24 protein-coding genes are annotated in these 17,953 nt (G+C 64.5%); 15 read left to right on the top strand and 9 right to left on the bottom strand.

Annotation, left to right across the window (positions count from 1 at the left end; genetic code table 11):
• The first annotated feature begins 36 nt into the window (after positions 1-36).
• Complete coding sequence (trxA, locus tag CSC94_RS02925; RefSeq protein WP_099303988.1) at positions 37-360, top strand: thioredoxin; 324 nt, start codon at positions 37-39, stop codon at positions 358-360.
• Positions 361-697: 337 nt separating this feature from the next.
• Here the strand turns inward: trxA and CSC94_RS02920 are convergent, their stop codons facing one another.
• Positions 698-2,230, bottom strand: coding sequence for a YifB family Mg chelatase-like AAA ATPase (locus tag CSC94_RS02920; protein WP_099303527.1), 1,533 nt, complete (start codon positions 2,228-2,230; stop codon positions 698-700).
• 176 nt (positions 2,231-2,406) lie between these two features.
• Positions 2,407-3,354, bottom strand: a complete 948-nt coding sequence (gshB, locus tag CSC94_RS02915; protein ID WP_099303525.1) for a glutathione synthase — start codon at positions 3,352-3,354, stop codon at positions 2,407-2,409.
• A 191-nt stretch (positions 3,355-3,545) separates the two neighbouring features.
• On the opposite strand from gshB, the gene CSC94_RS02910 reads away from it, so the two are divergent.
• On the top strand, positions 3,546-3,947 hold the full coding sequence (locus CSC94_RS02910) for a response regulator (RefSeq protein WP_165784299.1): 402 nt from the start codon (positions 3,546-3,548) through the stop codon (positions 3,945-3,947).
• Between the two features lie 121 nt (positions 3,948-4,068).
• The gene (locus CSC94_RS02905) at positions 4,069-5,412 is read left to right on the top strand and encodes a putative bifunctional diguanylate cyclase/phosphodiesterase (protein ID WP_099303521.1); all 1,344 of its coding nucleotides are present in this window, start codon (positions 4,069-4,071) and stop codon (positions 5,410-5,412) included.
• Positions 5,413-5,421: 9 nt separating this feature from the next.
• Here the strand turns inward: CSC94_RS02905 and CSC94_RS02900 are convergent, their stop codons facing one another.
• Positions 5,422-5,769 carry a septal ring lytic transglycosylase RlpA family protein gene (locus CSC94_RS02900; protein ID WP_099303519.1) on the bottom strand — a complete coding sequence of 116 codons (348 nt, stop codon included), beginning with the start codon at positions 5,767-5,769 and terminating at the stop codon, positions 5,422-5,424.
• A 136-nt stretch (positions 5,770-5,905) separates the two neighbouring features.
• Positions 5,906-6,571 (bottom strand): ferredoxin reductase domain-containing protein, encoded by a 666-nt coding sequence (locus CSC94_RS02895; RefSeq protein ID WP_099303517.1) that lies wholly within the window; start codon positions 6,569-6,571, stop codon positions 5,906-5,908.
• Between the two features lie 223 nt (positions 6,572-6,794).
• On the opposite strand from CSC94_RS02895, the gene CSC94_RS02890 reads away from it, so the two are divergent.
• The 5 genes from CSC94_RS02890 to CSC94_RS02870 all read left to right on the top strand — a co-directional run bounded on the left by CSC94_RS02890 (position 6,795) and on the right by CSC94_RS02870 (position 9,711).
• Entirely contained in the window at positions 6,795-8,024 is a 1,230-nt protein-coding gene (locus CSC94_RS02890) for a PRC-barrel domain-containing protein (protein ID WP_099303515.1), read from the top strand.
• A 131-nt stretch (positions 8,025-8,155) separates the two neighbouring features.
• A complete protein-coding gene (locus tag CSC94_RS02885; RefSeq protein WP_099303513.1) occupies positions 8,156-8,503 on the top strand; it encodes an ElaB/YgaM/YqjD family protein in 348 nt (115 codons plus the stop codon).
• 3 nt (positions 8,504-8,506) lie between these two features.
• Complete coding sequence (locus tag CSC94_RS02880; RefSeq protein WP_099303512.1) at positions 8,507-8,935, top strand: hypothetical protein; 429 nt, start codon at positions 8,507-8,509, stop codon at positions 8,933-8,935.
• Positions 8,936-8,967: 32 nt separating this feature from the next.
• Positions 8,968-9,147: a hypothetical protein gene (locus CSC94_RS02875; protein ID WP_099303510.1), complete on the top strand. Its 180-nt coding sequence runs from the start codon at positions 8,968-8,970 to the stop codon at positions 9,145-9,147.
• A 51-nt stretch (positions 9,148-9,198) separates the two neighbouring features.
• The gene (locus tag CSC94_RS02870) at positions 9,199-9,711 is read left to right on the top strand and encodes a Dps family protein (protein WP_099303508.1); all 513 of its coding nucleotides are present in this window, start codon (positions 9,199-9,201) and stop codon (positions 9,709-9,711) included.
• A 121-nt stretch (positions 9,712-9,832) separates the two neighbouring features.
• Here CSC94_RS02870 and CSC94_RS02865 read toward each other — a convergent pair whose 3' ends face one another.
• Entirely contained in the window at positions 9,833-10,783 is a 951-nt protein-coding gene (locus CSC94_RS02865; protein WP_099303506.1) for a diacylglycerol/lipid kinase family protein, read from the bottom strand.
• 11 nt (positions 10,784-10,794) lie between these two features.
• The gene (locus CSC94_RS02860; protein WP_099303504.1) at positions 10,795-11,553 is read right to left on the bottom strand and encodes a Crp/Fnr family transcriptional regulator; all 759 of its coding nucleotides are present in this window, start codon (positions 11,551-11,553) and stop codon (positions 10,795-10,797) included.
• 127 nt (positions 11,554-11,680) lie between these two features.
• Between CSC94_RS02860 and CSC94_RS02855 the strand changes: the two genes are divergently transcribed.
• The gene (locus CSC94_RS02855; protein WP_099303502.1) at positions 11,681-12,028 is read left to right on the top strand and encodes a hypothetical protein; all 348 of its coding nucleotides are present in this window, start codon (positions 11,681-11,683) and stop codon (positions 12,026-12,028) included.
• Positions 12,029-12,091: 63 nt separating this feature from the next.
• Here the strand turns inward: CSC94_RS02855 and CSC94_RS02850 are convergent, their stop codons facing one another.
• Together CSC94_RS02850 and CSC94_RS24980 are read right to left on the bottom strand one after the other, a co-directional pair.
• The gene (locus CSC94_RS02850) at positions 12,092-12,661 is read right to left on the bottom strand and encodes an RNA polymerase sigma factor (RefSeq protein WP_099303500.1); all 570 of its coding nucleotides are present in this window, start codon (positions 12,659-12,661) and stop codon (positions 12,092-12,094) included.
• A 4-nt stretch (positions 12,662-12,665) separates the two neighbouring features.
• Positions 12,666-12,890, bottom strand: coding sequence for a NepR family anti-sigma factor (locus CSC94_RS24980; protein WP_099303498.1), 225 nt, complete (start codon positions 12,888-12,890; stop codon positions 12,666-12,668).
• A gap of 120 nt (positions 12,891-13,010) precedes the next feature.
• Between CSC94_RS24980 and CSC94_RS02840 the strand changes: the two genes are divergently transcribed.
• The 4 genes from CSC94_RS02840 (at position 13,011) to CSC94_RS02825 (ending at position 15,435) form a co-directional block, all read left to right on the top strand.
• Positions 13,011-13,808 (top strand): response regulator, encoded by a 798-nt coding sequence (locus CSC94_RS02840; protein ID WP_099303496.1) that lies wholly within the window; start codon positions 13,011-13,013, stop codon positions 13,806-13,808.
• A gap of 76 nt (positions 13,809-13,884) precedes the next feature.
• On the top strand, positions 13,885-14,049 hold the full coding sequence (locus CSC94_RS02835) for a DUF1328 domain-containing protein (RefSeq protein WP_099303495.1): 165 nt from the start codon (positions 13,885-13,887) through the stop codon (positions 14,047-14,049).
• A gap of 90 nt (positions 14,050-14,139) precedes the next feature.
• Complete coding sequence (locus CSC94_RS02830) at positions 14,140-15,129, top strand: sensor histidine kinase (protein WP_165784297.1); 990 nt, start codon at positions 14,140-14,142, stop codon at positions 15,127-15,129.
• Between the two features lie 111 nt (positions 15,130-15,240).
• Positions 15,241-15,435, top strand: a complete 195-nt coding sequence (locus tag CSC94_RS02825; RefSeq protein ID WP_099303493.1) for a hypothetical protein — start codon at positions 15,241-15,243, stop codon at positions 15,433-15,435.
• A 54-nt stretch (positions 15,436-15,489) separates the two neighbouring features.
• Here CSC94_RS02825 and CSC94_RS02820 read toward each other — a convergent pair whose 3' ends face one another.
• Positions 15,490-15,687: a CsbD family protein gene (locus CSC94_RS02820; protein WP_099303492.1), complete on the bottom strand. Its 198-nt coding sequence runs from the start codon at positions 15,685-15,687 to the stop codon at positions 15,490-15,492.
• A gap of 196 nt (positions 15,688-15,883) precedes the next feature.
• On the opposite strand from CSC94_RS02820, the gene CSC94_RS02815 reads away from it, so the two are divergent.
• Both CSC94_RS02815 and CSC94_RS02810 read left to right on the top strand, forming a co-directional pair.
• Positions 15,884-16,225, top strand: a complete 342-nt coding sequence (locus tag CSC94_RS02815; RefSeq protein ID WP_099303490.1) for a hypothetical protein — start codon at positions 15,884-15,886, stop codon at positions 16,223-16,225.
• Positions 16,226-16,328: 103 nt separating this feature from the next.
• Positions 16,329-17,924 (top strand): CHASE domain-containing protein, encoded by a 1,596-nt coding sequence (locus CSC94_RS02810; protein ID WP_133122811.1) that lies wholly within the window; start codon positions 16,329-16,331, stop codon positions 17,922-17,924.
• Positions 17,925-17,953: the final 29 nt, after the last annotated feature.

Genomic DNA, 17,953 nt, shown 5'->3' with positions numbered 1-17,953 from the left:
TTGTCGCCAACCCGATTCCTGCAAGGAGAACGAATGATGGCGACCGTCAAGATCGACAAATCCAACTTCCAGGCCGATGTGCTCGGCTCCGCCGAGCCCGTGGTGGTGGACTTCTGGGCCGAGTGGTGCGGCCCGTGCAAGATGATTGCCCCGGCGCTGGACGAGATCGCCGGTGAAATGGCCGGCAAGATCAAGATCGCCAAGGTCAATATCGACGAGAACCCGGAACTGGCCGCACAGTACGGCGTGCGCTCCATCCCGACGCTGATGATCTTCAAGGGCGGCGAAGTGGCCGACATGAAGGTCGGCGCAGCGCCGAAGACGGCCCTGTCGTCCTGGATTTCCGGCGCCGTCGCCTGACCGGCCCGACGTTTTCGCAAACAACCCCGCACTGCGCGGTTCGTTTGCCCCGATTGGCCCCGGCGGGTGACCGCCGGGGTTTTTTCATGGGAACGGCCGGCGACGCCGCGACGCCCGTGGATTTCCGCTCATCGCAGAGCGGCCCTGGAAGCAGGCCAACCTCGATGGCTGGCGAATCCGGACGCGAAACCGGTACCAACTTTCGCTGGAATGGTCTCTTCCCCAACGCAATTCCGGACACGAAACCGGTACCCACTTTCGCTGGAATCGTCTCTTCCCCAACGCAATTCCGGACACGAAACCGGTGCCCACTTTCGCTGGAATTGCTCTTTCCCCTTTAGGCGGCCGAGACCATTCGCTCCCCGGCCATTCGGTAGGATATGGATTCGGCCAGGTGGATCCGGCCGACGGTGTCGGCACCGTCGAGGTCGGCCAGGGTCCGCGCCACCTTCAGCACGCGGTGGTAGGCGCGCGCCGAAAAGCCCGCCTTTTCCGCTGCATCCTGCAGGAGTTGCAGGCCCGGGGCATCGGGACCAGCCACCTGTTCCACAAGCGCTGTCGGACAGTGGGCATTGGTCGTAGCCGGCGACAGGCCAAGGGCGAGGTAACGCTCTGCCTGGAGACCGCGTGCCCGGGCGACACGGGCCGCGACCGTTGCCGAGGTCTCGGCCGGCGCGGGGCGGATGAGGTCGGCCGCGGAAACGGCGGGAACGTCCACCCGCAGGTCGATCCGGTCCAGCAGGGGGCCTGAAATGCGGGCCTGGTATTCGCTCTGGCAGCGCGGCCCGCGGGCGCAGCGATGACCCGGCTCGCCCGCCATGCCGCACCGGCACGGGTTCATGGCCGCGACGAGTTGTATCCGGGCCGGATAGGAGACGCGGTGATTGGCACGGGCGATGAAACATTCGCCGGTTTCGAGCGGCTGGCGCAGGGAATCCAGGACCGCGGGCGAGAACTCCGGAAACTCGTCGAGAAAGAGGACGCCGTTGTGTGCAAGCGACACCTCGCCTGGCCGGGCGCGAACGCCACCGCCCACCATGGCCGCCATGGACGCGGAATGATGGGGGGCACGGAATGGCCTGCGGTCGGAAAGCTTGCCGCCCGCCAGTTCGCCGGCGATGGAAGCGATCATCGACACGTCTAGCAGTTCGCGCGGGCTCAGGCGCGGCAGGATGGAAGGAAGCCGCTGGGCGAGCATCGACTTCCCGGATCCCGGCGGTCCCACCATCAGCAGGTTGTGGCCCCCGGCCGCAGCCACCTCGAGGGCGCGTTTGGCGGTTTCCTGCCCCTTGATATCGGCCATGTCCGGCAGGCCGGCGGGAAGCTGGCGGATCATCGGCTCGGGTCGTGACAGAACCTGGGTGCCGCGAAAATGATTGGCGATGGCGATCAGGCTGCGCGGCGCCAGGATATCCATTTCCTCGCCGGCCCAGGCGGCCTCGGCGCCGCAGGCATAGGGGCAGATGAGGCCGAGGGCATCGGCATTGGCACCCATGGCCGCCGGCAGCGCACCGGCAACGGGCGCGATGGTGCCATCCAGCGCGAGTTCGCCAAGCACCACGTAGGACGCCAGAGCATCGGCCGGCACGGCACCGAGCGCAGCCATCAGCCCGAGCGCAATCGGGAGGTCGTAGTGGCTGCCCTCCTTGGGCAGGTCCGCGGGCGCGAGATTTACCGTGACCTTCTTGACCGGCATGGACAGGCCGGAGGCATGCAGCGCGGCCTGGACGCGCTCACGGCTCTCGGCCACCGCCTTGTCCGGCAGGCCGACGATGTGCATGTTCATCTTTCCCGGCGCGACCATGACCTGGACATCGACCGGAACCGCCTCGATTCCCTGGAATGCGACCGTGCGGACACGTGACACCATGTGTCGTCTCCCCGCCCCGGCCGCGCCCCTTCGCGTCCGGCAGCAAGTGTTGTCAGCACGCCTGCCGCCACAAAATCACAGCGAGGAGAAGAAATCAAGAACAGGACGGGAACGGAATTCCCGCATTGCACGAACCGGGTTGCAGCCGGTTGCAGCCCGGGAACACCTGCCCCGGATCAGCCTCCCGAAACCCGCGTTTCCACCGCATCCCAGAACAGCGCGGCGATATCGGCACCACCAAAGCGCCTGACCTCGCGCACGCCGGTCGGGGACGTCACGTTGATCTCGGTCATGACATCGCCGATCACGTCGATGCCGACGAGGATGAACCCGCGATCGCGCAGTGCCGGGCCGATGCGGGCGCATATCTCGCGTTCGCGGGCCGTCAGCTCGGAATGGACGGCCCGGCCGCCGACATGCATGTTCGACCGGCTGTCATGATCGGCCGGAATGCGGTTGATCGCGCCCACCGGCTCGCCGTCGATGAGAATGATCCGCTTGTCGCCCTGGCGGACGGCCGGCAGGTATTGCTGGACGATGTAGGGCTCGCGGAACACCTGCTCGAACATTTCCAGCAGCGAGGCGAGGTTGCGATCGTCTTCGCGCATGTGAAAGATGCCCGCGCCGCCGTTGCCGTAGAGCGGCTTGATGATGACATCGCCATGCTTGGCACGAAAGGCGGCGACTTCCTCGCGGTCCCGCGTGATCAGGGTCGCCGGCATGAGATCGGCGAACTCGGTGACAAAGATCTTCTCCGGCGAATTGCGGACCCAGGCCGGGTCATTGACGACCAGGGTCTGCGGATGAATCCGCTCCAGCAGGTGCGTGGTCGTGATGTAATTCATGTCGAAGGGCGGATCCTGGCGCAGCAGCACCACGTCCATCTCGGAGAGATCGGTGCGAACGGGCTCACCCAGCGTGTAGTGGCGGCCCTTCTCGTCGCGCACCTCGAGGGGTTCGACGCGGGCCCATATGCGGCCGTCCTCCTGGGTCAGGCGGTCCGGCGTGTAGTGAAACAGGCGATGGCCGCGGTCCTGTGCCTCGAGGCAAAGCGCGAACGTGGTATCACCCGCAATCTGGATGGTGGAGACATGATCCATCTGGACCGCGATTTTCAAGGCCATTCCCGCTTGCTCCCTCGTGCCCGGCCTGTGCCGGCGTCTAACCGATGGTGATGATGTATCGCCGGGCGGCCCGTTTGCCAATCGCCTCGCGCCACGATCCGCCATCTGCGGCTTTCGGCCTATTTACCGGTGCGCCGGCGAGTGCAACCATATGGTTGTTTTCCGGCAAACATGAAACCGCGGAGGACGGCATGGGAGCGAGCCACGGGCACGAGATCGATATCCTCGTGGGTGAAGACAATGACATCAACCGGATGGCCTTCGAATACGCGCTGGAACCCGAACACTACCGGGCGCTCTTCGCCAAAACCGGCGAGCAGGTCCTCGCGTTTGCCTGCCGGCACCGGCCGCGCCTCATCCTCATGGACATCCACCTGCCCGACATGAGCGGCCTCGACGCCATTCGCGCGATCCGGGCCGAGGGAGAACGGGACGGCTGGCGGCCGTACATCCTCGCGGTCACCGCCTATGTCGAGATGAACAACCGGAAGGACTGCCTGGCGGCCGGCGCCGATGACTACATGGCCAAGCCGTTTTCGCCGGCGATCCTCGTCCAGCATGTCCGCGCGGTGCTGGGCGACCCGGTGGCGTGAATCCCGCCTGCCCGGCTTGTGCGAGTGGCAAGACCGCTCGATTGCGATATTTTAGCCAAACGGAATATTCAGACTTCACGCCTAGCCTTCCCTACTTCGAAATGGCGAAAGCAAGGCTGCCATGGCAGGAACCGCAACGGCCCGATTATCGTCGCCGGAAGGCCACGACTACCACCTGACCGACCCGCTGACGGGCCTCGGCAACAGGCAACGATTCCGCGACAAGATCGACCGCCTGATCGGCGACAATGCCGACGACCCGGTGCCTTTCGCCGTGTGCATCGTCGATCTGGACGGATTCAAGCCGATCAACGACCTGTTCGGGCGGTCGGCCGGCGATGCGATCCTGCTCCAGGTCGCGCTCCGGCTTCGCGCATCGCTGAGCGAAGGCGCCCTGGTCGCGCGGATCGGCGGCGACGAATTCGGGGTTCTCTACCCGGCGGTCTTCACGGAAAAGAGTGCCCGGGAGCACGGCCAGATGCTTCTCGAGGTGATCTCGGCGCCCTACGACCTCGGCGACCGCACCGCGCGCCTCGGGGCATCGCTGGGAGGAGCGCTTTACTACAATGCCGACGACAGTGCCGACCTGCTGCTGCAGAAGGCGGAAACCGCACTCTACCAGGCCAAGCGGAACGGCCGCTCGATGGCCACGATCTTCAGCCGGGAAATGGAAGAGGACGCACGGCGGGTGGCTCGGGTCGAGCAGGCACTGCGCCGCGCCATATCGGCCGGCGAGGTGGAGCCGCACTTCCAGCCGATCGTCAACCTGAGCAGCCGGCGGACGATCGGATTCGAATGCCTGGCGCGCTGGAACGACCGCGACCTCGGCGTCGTGCCGCCGTCCGTGTTCATTCCCATCGCGGAAGACAGGGGCATCATCGGGCCGCTGTCGCAACTGCTCCTGCGCAAGGCGAGCGAGGCCGCACGGCAATGGCCGGACCATCTGTTCCTGTCGTTCAACCTGTCGCCGTCGCAACTCGTCGACCAGAACACCGGACAGCAGATCCTCGCGATCCTGGACCGGACCGGGTTTGACGCCCGGCGCCTGGAGGTCGAGATCACGGAAACCGGCGTCATGACGCATCCGGCCTCTGCCCGCAAGATCATCGAGGACCTGCGGCGGGTCGGAATCCGGGTGTCGCTGGACGATTTCGGCACCGGCCAGTCGTCGCTGGGACGGCTTCGCGAAATCCAGTTCGACAAGCTGAAGATCGACCGCGCCTTCGTGTCCGAAATCCTGCGTGACCGGCCGTCCGAGCATATCGTCAAGGCCATTCTCGCCATGTGCGAAGGCCTCGGCATGGAGGTCGTCGCGGAAGGGATCGAGGAAGAGGCGCAGGCCGACCGCCTGGTCGATTTCGGCTGCGGTGGCGGCCAGGGCTATTTCTTCGGCAAGCCGGCCACGGCGCTGGCAACGCTCGGTTACCTGCGCGATGCCGATCATCGCGCGCTGCTCAGGGCCTGAGCGGCGCGGTCAGCTGCTGGCCAGGCAGACCCGGGTGTGCCCGCGCGCAATGAAACCCAGCCGGTTCGCCGCCGCCTTGGACAGGTCGATCACGCGTCCCTTGATGAATGGACCACGGTCGTTGATGCGCACGATGACCGAGCGCCCGTTGCGCTGGTTTGTGACCTTGACGCGCGTTCCGAACGGCAGGGTGCGATGCGCGGCGGTCATCGCCGCGGGGTTCATCCGCTCGCCGGAAGCGGTGCGCGAGTGCAACGCGTACCACGATGCGCCACCGCATTGCGCCGAAGCCGTGTCGAGAGCAAGGGGAACCGCGATTGCCGCCAGCGTGACGGCAAGAACAAACCTGTTTTTCATTTCGAGCCCGCAATTTCATTGAAACTGCGGGCCCGGCTAGGGAGCAATCGGGGCGAGACCGTGGCACAGGGACGCCCCGCCCTTCACTTGACGTGAAGGCCTGAAACATAGCGCGTGCCCGGTGCGCCGGCCGCGGTCAGCCGTCGAGGCTGACGGAGTCCGGCTTCACCCCGACCGTATCGAGGGCATCCTGAACGGCTTCCATCATCGGCGGCGGCCCGCAGAGATAGAACTCCTGGCCGAATTCGCCGCCCGTCACCTCGCGCAGCAGTTCGGCGTCGACCATGCCATGGTGCATGCCGGACCGGCGTTCCTCGGACAGGACGTGGACCACCTCCAGCCCGGGCATCTTGTCCAGTTCGTCGCGGCAGATGATGTCGGCTTCCGTCTTGTTGGCGAATACCAGCGTGTTGCCGGCCAGTGCGCTCTTTTCCTTCAGGCCGCGCAGGATCGCCAGGAAGGGCGTGAACCCGGCGCCGCCGGCAATGAAGACGCCCTGGCCCCGATAGCGGAAGGTCTCGAAGGGATCGCCGACAAGCACGGCGTCGCCGACGAGCAGTTCGTGGAGGCGAAGCGTCACGCCGTCGTGGTCCGGGTAGCGCTTGATTGTGAATTCCAGCGAATCCTCGTCCGGCAGGGACGTCATGGTGAAAGGCCGCGCCTCGTCGCGCCAGCCGTCGCGATCAAGCGCCAGCTCGGTCGCATCGCCGGTTTCGTAGGCGAACCCGTCCGGCCTGGACAGGCGAAACCGGTGAACGTCGCGGGTGAGCGGTTCGATGGCCAGGATCTCGGCTTTTCTCATCCATTCTCTCCTTCTCGTTTCGCAGTGAGAACGGAACGGAGCGCGCGTGGTTCCGGGAGAGCCGGTCCGGCAGGCGATGAAGAGAAATCGTCAGGGCGGGGGAACAAGGCCAGCAGTCGCACATTGACAGATCGTCAACGAAACGCCGCGCAGCGCAACCGGTGTGGAAGTCGAATTGCGCCGCGCGGCCATATGCCACCCGGACATACAGAGGAAACATATCATGCTTAGCAAGCTGTTTGCCACCACTGCCATGGTCGCCGTCCTGACATCGGGCGCCCTGGCTGCAGACCAGTCCATGAACAAGGACATGACGAACAATGGCCAGCCGGTCTTCTCGACCGAAGCGGGCAAGGACATGACGTCCGAATCCGGCTATTTCGAGGCCAACGCCAACCAGATCCTGGCGTCGCGCCTGCTGGGCGCCACGGTCTACACCGAAAAGGGTGAAGCCAAGGCCGGCGACATGGCCAAGGCGGACCAGCCGGCCGATGCTGCCAAGTCCGCCGACAAGACGGCCGCGAACCAGCAGAACACCGAAACGACGGCCAAGGATGACCGCGTTGCCAAGGAGGACACGACGGCGGCCGGCGGCAAGGCCACGGCCGAGAACGCCACGACCGGCAATGCCGCTGCCAGCGACCAGGCGCAGAACGGCATGATGGACCGGATGGCCTCGGTCGGCGACGTCAATGACGTGGTCATGGGCAAGGACGGCCAGGCTGAAGCCGTGGTGATCGGTGTCGGCGGCTTCCTCGGCATCGGCGAGAAAAACGTCGCCGTCGACTTCGACAAGCTGAGCTGGGTCGAGCGCGATGGTGAAAAGTGGCTGATGATCGATGCCACCCGCCAGGACCTCGAGAATGCCCCGGCTTTCGACGTGGCGTCGGTGACCGGCGACCAGTCGAACGAGCAGGCGGCCGACGCTTCGGCCGAGCAGAAGGCCATGACCAAGGACCAGACGGCGATGAGCCAGCCGAAGGCTGATGGCCAGAACACCGCCGTCCCGGCCGAACAGCAGCAGGCTGCCGCGAAGGATCAGCCCGCCGCGGCCGCCAAGGACCAGCAGGCCATGGACAATCAGGCGGTCGACAAGGAGACCACCGCTGCGGTCAGCCATGAAGGCTGGCAGGCCACGGCCGAGGGCAAGCTGAGCGCCGAAGAACTGCTCGGGACCCGCGTCTATGGCGCCAATGACGAAGACATCGGCGAAATCGGCGACGTCATCGTGACGGCAGACGGCAAGCTCGACGCCTACGTGGTGGACGTCGGCGGTTTCCTCGGCATCGGCGAGAAGCCGGTCGCGCTGGATGCCAGCGAACTGCAGATCATGAAGAACCAGGACGGTGACCTGCGTATCTTCACGGCCTACACGCAGGACCAGCTGGAGAACCAGACGGCCTATGACGCCAACGCCTATGCCAACAACCGCGACGAGATGCTGTTGCGCTAAGAGCGTCATTGCCGACCGGCAAGACAAGAACCGGCCGCCACGTGCGGCCGGTTTTTTCGTGGTGAAGGACCCGGCGGAACTTCGTTCATTCGGCCGCGTTGGACTCCCGACCGAAACAGAAGGAGACAACCATGGCGACCGCCACCCAGCAACGCACCGCGACCATTTCCGGCAAGAACAACGGCTCGACCAGCGCGGCCGACATCGAGGCGCAGATCGGACAGCTCAAGGGTGACATCTCCAAGCTGGCTCAGACGATCGGCGAATACGGATCGGCAAAGGCGGGCGAGGCCAAAACGTCGGCCAATGCCAAGGTCGACGAGGCCATTCTTGCGTCGCGAGACGTCCTTGAAAATGCTCGAAGCGAGGTCGACCGGCTGGAGCGGATCCTGCGCAACGAGATTCGCCGCAAGCCGATCCAGACCATCGGCATCGCGGCCGGAATCGGCTTTCTCGCCGCTTTGCTGATGCGCCGGTGATCCATGTTCCGACTGGTTTCCGTCATCACGTCGCTGATGGCAACGAACATCGAGGAAGCGGTTCAGCGGCGCAAGCGAAACGGCCTGCTGATCGCCCTGGCCGCCTTCCTTTTCGCCAGCGCCTGGGGGCTGGCCCTTGCCGCGGCCGTCGCCTGGGCCGGGCAGACCTATGGAATTCCCGCCGCAGCAGGGGCTGGCGCGGCCGTGCTGGCCGCGCTCGCGCTCTGCATCCTGGCCGTCCTGTCGATCCTCAAGTGGCGTGACCGTCAGAAGGCCGAGAAGTCCCAGTCGGGCACGCGGCTCGCAGCCCTCGCGGCGCTGAGCGCGGCACCGATGCTCGGACGAAGAACAGGGCTTGTGGGGCTGGGCGTCGCGGCCATTGTCGCGGTCGCACTCAGCCAGCTCGCACAGGCAGACGAGACAGAGGAGTGAACCACAATACCATTTCCAGAAAGGAGACTGCCATGAGCCGTCCGCTCAAGCCGGACGAAGCCCGCCAGGGTGAACGGGGAAAACCAGTGCTCAAGGTTCTCGCCGCCGGGCTTCTGTTCGCCATGATCGCCTGGGCCGGCGCCGAACTCTACGGGGAGCATATCGACAGCGCCGTCGATCGCAGCGCCGATGCCCCGATCTCGAGCAGCTGAGCGAAGCGCATCCGCCATCCCCGTCATTCGAACGGAAGGAAAGACCAAGACATGTCCAATGTAACTGCCGTCCTCAAACCCGAGGCCCATTCCGAAAAGATCAACACCGGTCTCGATGCCACCTATCGCAAGGATATGGCCGAGCACCTGACCGGTATCCTCCAGGATACCTACAAGCTCACGGTGAAGAGCCACATCTACCACTGGAACGTGGTGGGTCCGCTGTTCAAGTCCCTGCATGAACTGACCGAGAACCACTACGAGACGCTGTTTGCCGCCGCCGACGTGATCGCCGAGCGCATTCGTGCACTGGGTCACCTGGCGCCGATCTCGATCGGAGACGCGGCCCAGTTCGCGCCCAGCTCCAAGGCCGTGGACCACACGTCGGCGAAATCGATGATCGAAGACCTCATCGACACGCACGAAAAGGCAGTGCGCACCATGCGCAAGGCCGCCACCATGGCAGGCGATGCCGGCGACGTGGTCACCGAGGACATGCTGACCGCCCGCCTGACCTTCCATGAGAAGGCCCTGTGGATGCTGCGGGCCATCGTCGCCGACTGATCGGCCGGATCTCGACACGTCATGAAGGCCGCGCCTTTCACGGCCAAAAAAGAGCCCCGCCATCCGGCGGGGCTTTTCTTTGGGCGGATGTCCGGAGCAGCCGGAAAGGCCTGCCCGGGGATCAGCCGGCCGCAGCGCCGGCCTTCACACCGGCGGAAGACGGCGCCTGCACGGGTTCGGCGAGGCTGAGAACGCGCAGGGCCTGGCGCTGCAGGCGGACATCGACTTCGGGTTCCAGGTCGACCAGTTCGCCATCGACCACGGCCTTGGCGCCCTTCTTCCTGCGGGGGAATTCGACCACGACCCGATCGGCGGACGCGGCTTCGAAATCGCCATTGGCGCTCCAGTTGCCGAGGGTGAGATCCGCTGCCAGTTGCAGGGCCGCGCGGGGGCGCAACGGCGGGGCCCGGTAGAGCCCAAGCCGGCCGGCGTCGAACGTGTCGGGATAGGGCAGATGCCCCTCACCGTGCGGATTGGTCGAGATGGCCAGCAGGCTCAGATGGGTCTTCGAGGCCGCACCGTCGGCCGTCACGACCGCCGGAAAGGATGGCGGCCGCATCAGTGGCGACAGGGCCGCCCGGGCACTGGCCAGTATCTTGCCCAGCCTGGAATTGTAGTCCTGCTGTTCGCGCTCGATGACCATGCGGGGCTGCATGCCGACCGAGAACTGGTGAATGAAGGGGCGGCCGTTCGCCGTCGCGATGTCGGCGAGGGCCTCATTCGCCCCGGCCAGTGCGGGAACCGCCTCGGCGAGATCCAGCGGGACGCCAAGCGTGCGGGCAAAGAAGTTCATCGTGCCGCAGGGAAGAATCGCCAGCGTCTTGCCGGACCGCCAGCAGGCGGCGGCCGCCGCGGAAACCGTGCCGTCACCACCGCCGGCGACGATGCAGTCGATGTCGTCGCGGCCGGTCTGCTCATCAAGCGTTTCGAGCAGGCCCGCACCGTCGGTGACGCAGCACTGCAAGTGACGCCCGGCCCCGGCAAAGGCTTCGCCGAGGTCGGCGCAAAGCCGCTCGACATCGGTTGTGCGAAGGGTTCCCCCTTCCCTGTTCAGCACGGCGGCGATTCGCATCTTCTTGTTCCTTACACGAAGGGGCGTTGGCGGGTGTCTTCAGGGGTCCAGCCGGCAATGGTCTCGAGGCTGTCCCGGTCGGTGACGATGCAGCCCTGGTCCGTCCAGCGGATCAACTGGCGGCGGGCCAGTTTTCGCAATGTCTTGTTGGTGTGAACCAGCGACAGGCCGAGCGTATCGGCAAAATGCTGCTGGGTGACGGGAATACGGAATTCGTTCGCCCTCTCCGCCATACCGGTCTGGCGGCCGCGATGATCGAGGAACACCAGCAGGTAGGCGGCCCTTTCCAGCGCCGTGCGGCGGCCGACGGAGAGCAGGTGCTCATCCAGGATGCGCTCCTCCTGGGCGGCAATCCACGTGATGTCGTAGGCCAGGTTCGGATGGCTGGAAAAAAGCGACGGAATGCGGCTGCGCTCGAAAACGCACAGGCGGACGTCGGTGAGTGCCTCGACCGTGTGCTGCATCTCGCCCATCAGGCTGCCCTGCAGGCCGATCAGGTCGCCCGGCACGACGTAGTTCAGGATCTGCCGGCGCCCGTCGGCGAGGATCTTGTGACGAAAGGCGACGCCGTCGAGAACGGTGAAAAGATGGGCGCTGTGCGCTCCTTCGACGAGGATCGTCGCGCCGCGGTCAACCGCAAGCTCGCCGGTCTTGAAGGTGGATACGAAGTCCAGTTCCTTGGGGGTGAACTCGCGAAAGCAGTCCCTCGAGCGCAGGGCACAATTGATGCACTCGGTCTTGCCGCGCTTGACGTCGATCCTGCCAGTCATCGAACCCTCCGGGTTTTCATCACACCCAGGCAAGCCAGGGGTTCCCTGCCGTCACCGGCCAACATGTCAAAGTTAAATGACGCAGACGGGATAAAGTTCATTGTGGGTTTTTCCCGGAGAGACGCACATGTCCGACCAAAGCCTCAACCTGCTGATCGTGGAGCCCGAACCGCTGATCGGGATCGACATCGAGAGGATCGTCTCGGAGGCCTTCGCCTGCCGGACAACACTCGTCACGGCGCTGGCGGAGACGGCCGACGCATGGGATGTGGTGATCTGCGACTGCCCGGAACTGACCGTGGAATTCATGGACCGGATGAAGCGGCTGATGGAGCAGGGAACGTCGATCGTGCTCGTCAGCGCCTCCGAAGTGGTGGTCCGGTCGCCGTCGCCCTGGCGGCATATCGCCAAGCCCTTCGTCAACGGCGACCTGATCGAAGCGGTGCGCGACACGATTGCCGCGCTGCGCGGCTGACCGGGACAAGTCCCGGTCCGGAAGTCTGGCCGGTCTCACTGCTGTGATCCCGGCCACGCGCGTTCAGCCTGCAAAGGCACGCTTGGTCACGGTCGCCGAAATCTCGTCCGGTCCGTAGTCGCCTTCGCCCGAGACGGACAGCAGTTCGGCCAGGCGGTTGCGCGCCCTGTTGACCCGGCTCTTGATCGTGCCGACGGCACATCCGCAGATTTCCGCGGCCTCCTCGTAGGCGAAACCGGATGCCCCGACCAGGACGATCGCCTCGCGCTGATCGGCGGGAAGCTTGTCGAGCGCGGTCCGGAAGTCCTGCAGGTCGAGCGCGCCGTACTGGGCCGGGTGGACCGACATGCGCTCAGTGAACAGGCCGTCACTGTCCTGGATTTCGCGGCCACGCTTGCGCATCTGGCTGTAAAACTCGTTTCTCAGGATGGTGAAGAGCCAGGCGTTCATGTTGGAACCCGGCTGGAACAGGTGCTGCTTCGACCAGGCCTTCATGATCGTCTCCTGGACAAGATCATCGGCCTTGTCATGCTTGCCGGTGAGGGAAACGGCAAAGGCGCGCAGGTTGGGAAGCGCGGCCAGCATGTCCCGCTTGAACGCGCGATCGTCCTCGGTTGCGGTGCCGGAAGCCATCGGTTCACTCACTGGCATTCTCCGTCGCTGCCGTACGCCGCGCACTCGACCGGTCGGCTTCATCGAGCCGTTCCAGGAGGTCGAGAAAGCGGTCGGGGATGGCCTCTTCCTTCACGGAATCATAATAATCACGCAGCCGTCTGGACACGGCATCACCAGTTGCCTGCGCCGCGGTCGATACAGTGGAATCTACTTTGTCTGTCACGCCAAACCTTTCAAACCAGCCCAATCCAATTTCCGCTTGAATGCCTCGCCGACAAAAAAGTTCCAAACAAGGTGGAACTTTTTTTTCCGCCGCGCGTCTCCATGTTACCGAAACGTCCATACCGGACAGGGGAGAACAAGAAACATGTCACTATCCACCCGCATCGCCGCTCACCTGCCGTACCTGCGCCGCTACGCGCGCGCCGTGACCGGCTCCCAGACATCCGGCGATGCCTATGTTGCAGCGACCCTGGAGGCCCTGATCGCGGATGTCTCGCTGTTTCCCGAGACGAGTTCCGACCGCGTCTCGCTCTACAAACTCTTCTCCAGCCTGTTGCGTTCCACGGCCATCGAAATTCCCGAGCCGGAATCGCCCTTTGCTTGGGAAAAGCGGGCTGCCGCCAACCTGGCCAAGGTTCGCCCGATCGCCCGCCAGGCCTTCCTGCTGACGTCGGTGGAATCCTTCTCCCCGACGGAGACTGCCGAGATCCTGGGCCTGAAGGAAGCCGATGTCGATGCCCATCTCGTCGAAGCGGCCGAGGACATTTCGCGCCAGGTGGCAACCGACATCATGATCATCGAGGACGAACCGCTGATCGCCATGGACATCGAGGCCCTCGTCGAGGATCTCGGCCATACAGCGACGGGGATCGCCCGGACCCATTCGGAAGCGATCGAACTGTTCAAAAAGACCGCTCCAAAAATGATCCTGGCCGACATCCAGCTGGCGGACGGCAGTTCCGGCATCGACGCGGTCAACGACATCCTGAAGACGGCGCAGGTGCCTGTCATCTTCATCACCGCCTTCCCGGAGCGGCTGCTGACCGGCGAACGGCCGGAACCGGCCTTCCTGGTGACCAAGCCGTTCAACCCGCAGATGGTGAAGGCGCTTATCAGCCAGGCCCTGTTCTTCAATGAAGCCGTAACGGAGACCGCCGCCTGAAGCGAACTTCCGGTGTAGGCTGGAACCAAAGCCACCCGCAGCCGTTTATTGCCTATCATCAATCAGGAGACGTTCGATGCTTTACTACGCGCTCATCTTCCTCGTTGTGGCAATCATTGCCGGTGTTCTTGGATTCGGCGGTATTGCCGGCGCTTCGGCCTGGATCGCACAGGTCCTTTTCTTCCTTTTCCTGGCCGCGCTCGTCATCTCGCTGATCGCCGGTCTCTTCCGCCGGGCATGACGCGTTTCATACCCCCCTCTACCTGATCCCAACAGGCGCTCCCACCGGGCGCCTGTTGCCGTATCTCCCGTGATGTGTACGAATGCCGCCATGCCTCAGCGCCTGACATGGGAAAGCAAGAACCGGGAAGACAGCGCATTCCGCGATTTTATCGTCCGGGCGCTGAACCAGTCGTTTGTCGGCGCCACGCTGCAATCCCTGGATGGCCGGTACATCTACATCGCGAACCTTCCCGATTGCTGGACGGTATCCCCCGACAGCGAGCCCGACGAGCCAAGCCTCTACGGCGAAGACCTCGGCCTGACGCTGACCGACATCCGCGGCCGCGTGCTTGAAAGCGGCGAGCCGGAAAGCCTGATGACGACGGGGCCGAGCGAGCGCCGGTTCGAATTCGTGGTCAACCGGACGGGCAGCGGCGCGACCTCCCACATCCACACGACCATCATAGAGCTGACCGAGGAACACCGCCGCGAACAGATGCTGCGGGCGCTGTTGCGGGAGGTCAGCCACCGCTCCAAGAACCTGTTGGCGATCATCCTGAGCATCGTTTCCCAAACCGCCCGGGGCGCCACGACCCTTTCCAGCTTCCTGCCGGTTTTCCGCGGGCGGATCTATTCGCTCGCGCAGTCGCAGGACCTCGTCACGGATTCCAGCTGGCGCGGGGCCCACTTCCGGGACCTCGTCCGTGCCCAGGCGGCCAAGTACCTCGACGCGAACGACGTCGTGCTGGCCATCAAGGGCGACGACCCGCTGCTTTCCCCCAGCGAAGCCCTGCACGTCGGGCTGGCGCTGCACGAGCTGCTGGTCGACGCGCTGGCAGCCGCGGCGGCTCTCGGCGTCCGTCCCGACATCCGCGTGACCTGCGACACAACCGGGGACGATCCCGCGCAGGTGGTGATCACCTGGACCCATGCGACCAACGGCATGGGCGCACCGGCGGACGAAAGCGAGGCCGACGCCTTCGCCAGCGTGGTTCTCAATCGCATCACGCCGGCCGCCGTCGGCGGCACCGGCGAGGTGAAGCGCGACGGCGACCATTTCACCTACCTGCTGACCTTCAAGCAGATGCCGCAGGGATAAACGGTCCAACCCCGTTCTTTTCGCCTGAGGAAAGAGAGCCGCCAGATGTTTACCCGCACGGCCGGAACCCGTCCCCGGGGTTGTGAATTTCATTTCCTGAAAGGAGATGTCATGAGCACCCGCGACCGAAGCGAGACCAGTTCCCGCGTTACCCGTGCAACCGCTTCCGCCGGATGGCTTTTTGCCGCCGCCGTCATGGTGGTCCTGGCCTCAGGCGCCTGGCTCATCCTGAGCGATGTTCCAGGCGATGCGCATGGTTTCAGCCAGATGGAGACGGCAGGGTCCGCCTTCGTACACAATCCATGAAAAAACCCCTCCCGATCACTCGGGAGGGGTTCCAGTCTTGCGCGGTCGCGCGGGTCAGTGGCGCGACAGCCAGCTGTCGATCTCGTTCTCGACCTCTTCCTGGCGCTTGCCGTAGTGCTCCTGAAGCTTGCCAGACAGCTGCTTGCGGTTGCCGGCAATGACATCCAGATCATCGCCGGTCAGCTTGCCCCACTGTTCCTGCACCTTGCCCTTCATCTGTTCCCAATTTCCTTCGATCTGATTCCAGTTCATCGTTCGACTCCTTGGTTTTGTCCTGTTGGGTGGGAGGCTCGGCTGCGCTGCAGCCGGTGGAAGCACAGGAGAACGAAACCAGCCAGCGAGAGTTCCGCCAAGAAGCGTCAAGTTGACCGGGTTCGCCCGAAAAAGAACGGCGGAACCCGATCTGACCCATCGGCGTTTTAACGGCAGCAAACCAGAGAGAAGAGCCATGGAACATCTTGCCGCCCTCATGCTGATCGTTTCCTGCGGCAATACGCCGGATAGCTGCGAAGTCTATCCATCGCCGGTCGTCGGTTACGAAACGGAACAAGCCTGCGAACAGGATATCGCACCTGTTCTCGGCCAGGTCGACAGGCGCGCCGGCCTTGTGATCGCGCGCTGCCTCTCCGTCGATCCCGCGGACGACCGCGAAATGGAAATTGTCTGGAACGTGACCGATGACGGCCGGTTCGAGGCCGCGGTCAAGCCCGTGGAAGGGGCACCTGCGGACGAGAGCGGCCCGATGGTCGCGCAGGCCGCCCGGCAGGATACCCGCCACGTCCTGAGATGATCGGAGCCCGCCTGCCGGCCTGTTGTGAAGTGCCGATAAAATTCCTTTCGGAACACTGCAAAGCGTCCTACTGTCTGACGACTTCCTCGAAGAGCCTGTGCAGTTGAAACGATACGGTGCCGCTTTTGTCTTCCTGCTTGTTGGCCTGATCGGTCTGGCGATCACGTCGGCAGTCCATCGTTCCGAGAGCGTGGCGACACAGGCCCGTTTCGACCTGGTGGCCGACGAGGCCGTCAGCCGGATCGAGGAACGCGTTCAGCAGCATATCGCCCTGCTGGTGGCTGCAGCGTCGCATTACCAGGCGGACGGCGACCAGCTGTCGCGGCCGAGCTTTGCTGCGTTCATCTCGGGGCTTGGCCTCGAGAGCCGGTTCGAGGGTATCCAGGGCATCGGCTACGCGAAGATCCTGCAATCGGACGACGATGGCACGACCCGGCAGGCGCTGCGGCGTTTCTACGGCATCGACAGGGACGTCTGGCCGGACAGTACCGAGGCGGTCCGGACCGCAATCCTCCTGATCGAGCCGATGAACACCCGCAACCGGGCGGCACTCGGATTCGACATGTTCTCGGAAAAGCGGCGCCGGGAAGCCATGTGGCGGGCGTTGCAGACCGGGGAAATCTCGGCCTCGGCGCCGGTGACCCTGGTGCAGGAAATCACGGCGGTCAAACAGGCCGGCTTCCTTGTCTACATCCCCGTTGCGACAGCAGGCGAAAAAGTGCCCGACGGTTTCATCTATGCGCCATTCCGGGCCGGCGACCTGCATGATGCCGCGCTCAAGGGGCGGCCGCTGCCGGTGGAACTGGCAACCCGCGATGCCTATGCCCCGCAGGGCGAAGGACTGCTCTACTCGACCGCGGGATACGACCCCGACAGCAATGCGGTCTCCTTCCATGCCACGCGGGAATTCGACATTGCCGGGCGCCGCTGGCAGGTGAACCTGCACGAGACGCCGGCCTTCGCCGAGCATTTCGCGGGCGTTTACACGCTCTTGACGGGACTGATCACCTTTCTGCTTGCCACCGCCATGGCAGCCGCGACGCGGTGGCAGCAGAAATCCGTCGCGGGCGCCCAGGCGCTGGCCGAACTTTCGGAGTCCGCGGCCCAGGAGAAGGATCTCCTGTTGCAGGAGATGAAGCACCGGATCAAGAATTCCATCGCACGCATCCAGGCGATGGCGCGCCAGACCGCCGCATCGAGCGACGACCTCGACGGCTTTTCGGCCAGTTTTTCCTCGCGCCTCCAGTCGATGGCCAACGCGCAGGACCTGCTGACGCGTTCGAGCGGCAGCGGTGCGGAACTGCGTGACCTGATCATCACGGAACTCAAGCAGATCTACGGCGCCCAACTGGACGAAGCGCTGATCACGGGGCCGGCGCTGTCGCTCAATGCGCGGCAGACCCAGGCTCTGGCGCTGACCTTTCACGAACTGGCCACCAACTCGCTGAAATACGGTGCGGGCTCGCATCCCGACGGCGTGCTCTCGATCGCGTGGACCAACCCGGGCCGCGAGAACCGCGCCCTTCACCTGACCTGGGACGAGAGCTTTCCCAACGAGGGCGGGACACCACCGGAACGGCGCGGGTTCGGCAGCCGGCTGATCGACGCCAACATCCGCGGCGAGATGCACGGGTCCATCGAGCGGACCTATCACGCCGGCGGCCTGACGATTTCCATCTCGATTCCCATCGCAACCTGACGCGGCGCTGGAACCCAAAGGCATGACCA

Source organism: Zhengella mangrovi (genome assembly GCF_002727065.1).
In the GTDB taxonomy this organism is placed as follows: Bacteria; Pseudomonadota; Alphaproteobacteria; order Rhizobiales; family Rhizobiaceae; genus Zhengella; species Zhengella mangrovi.
Note: the sequence above shows the minus strand (reverse complement) of the source record. Positions and strands in the feature narration are given on the sequence as shown.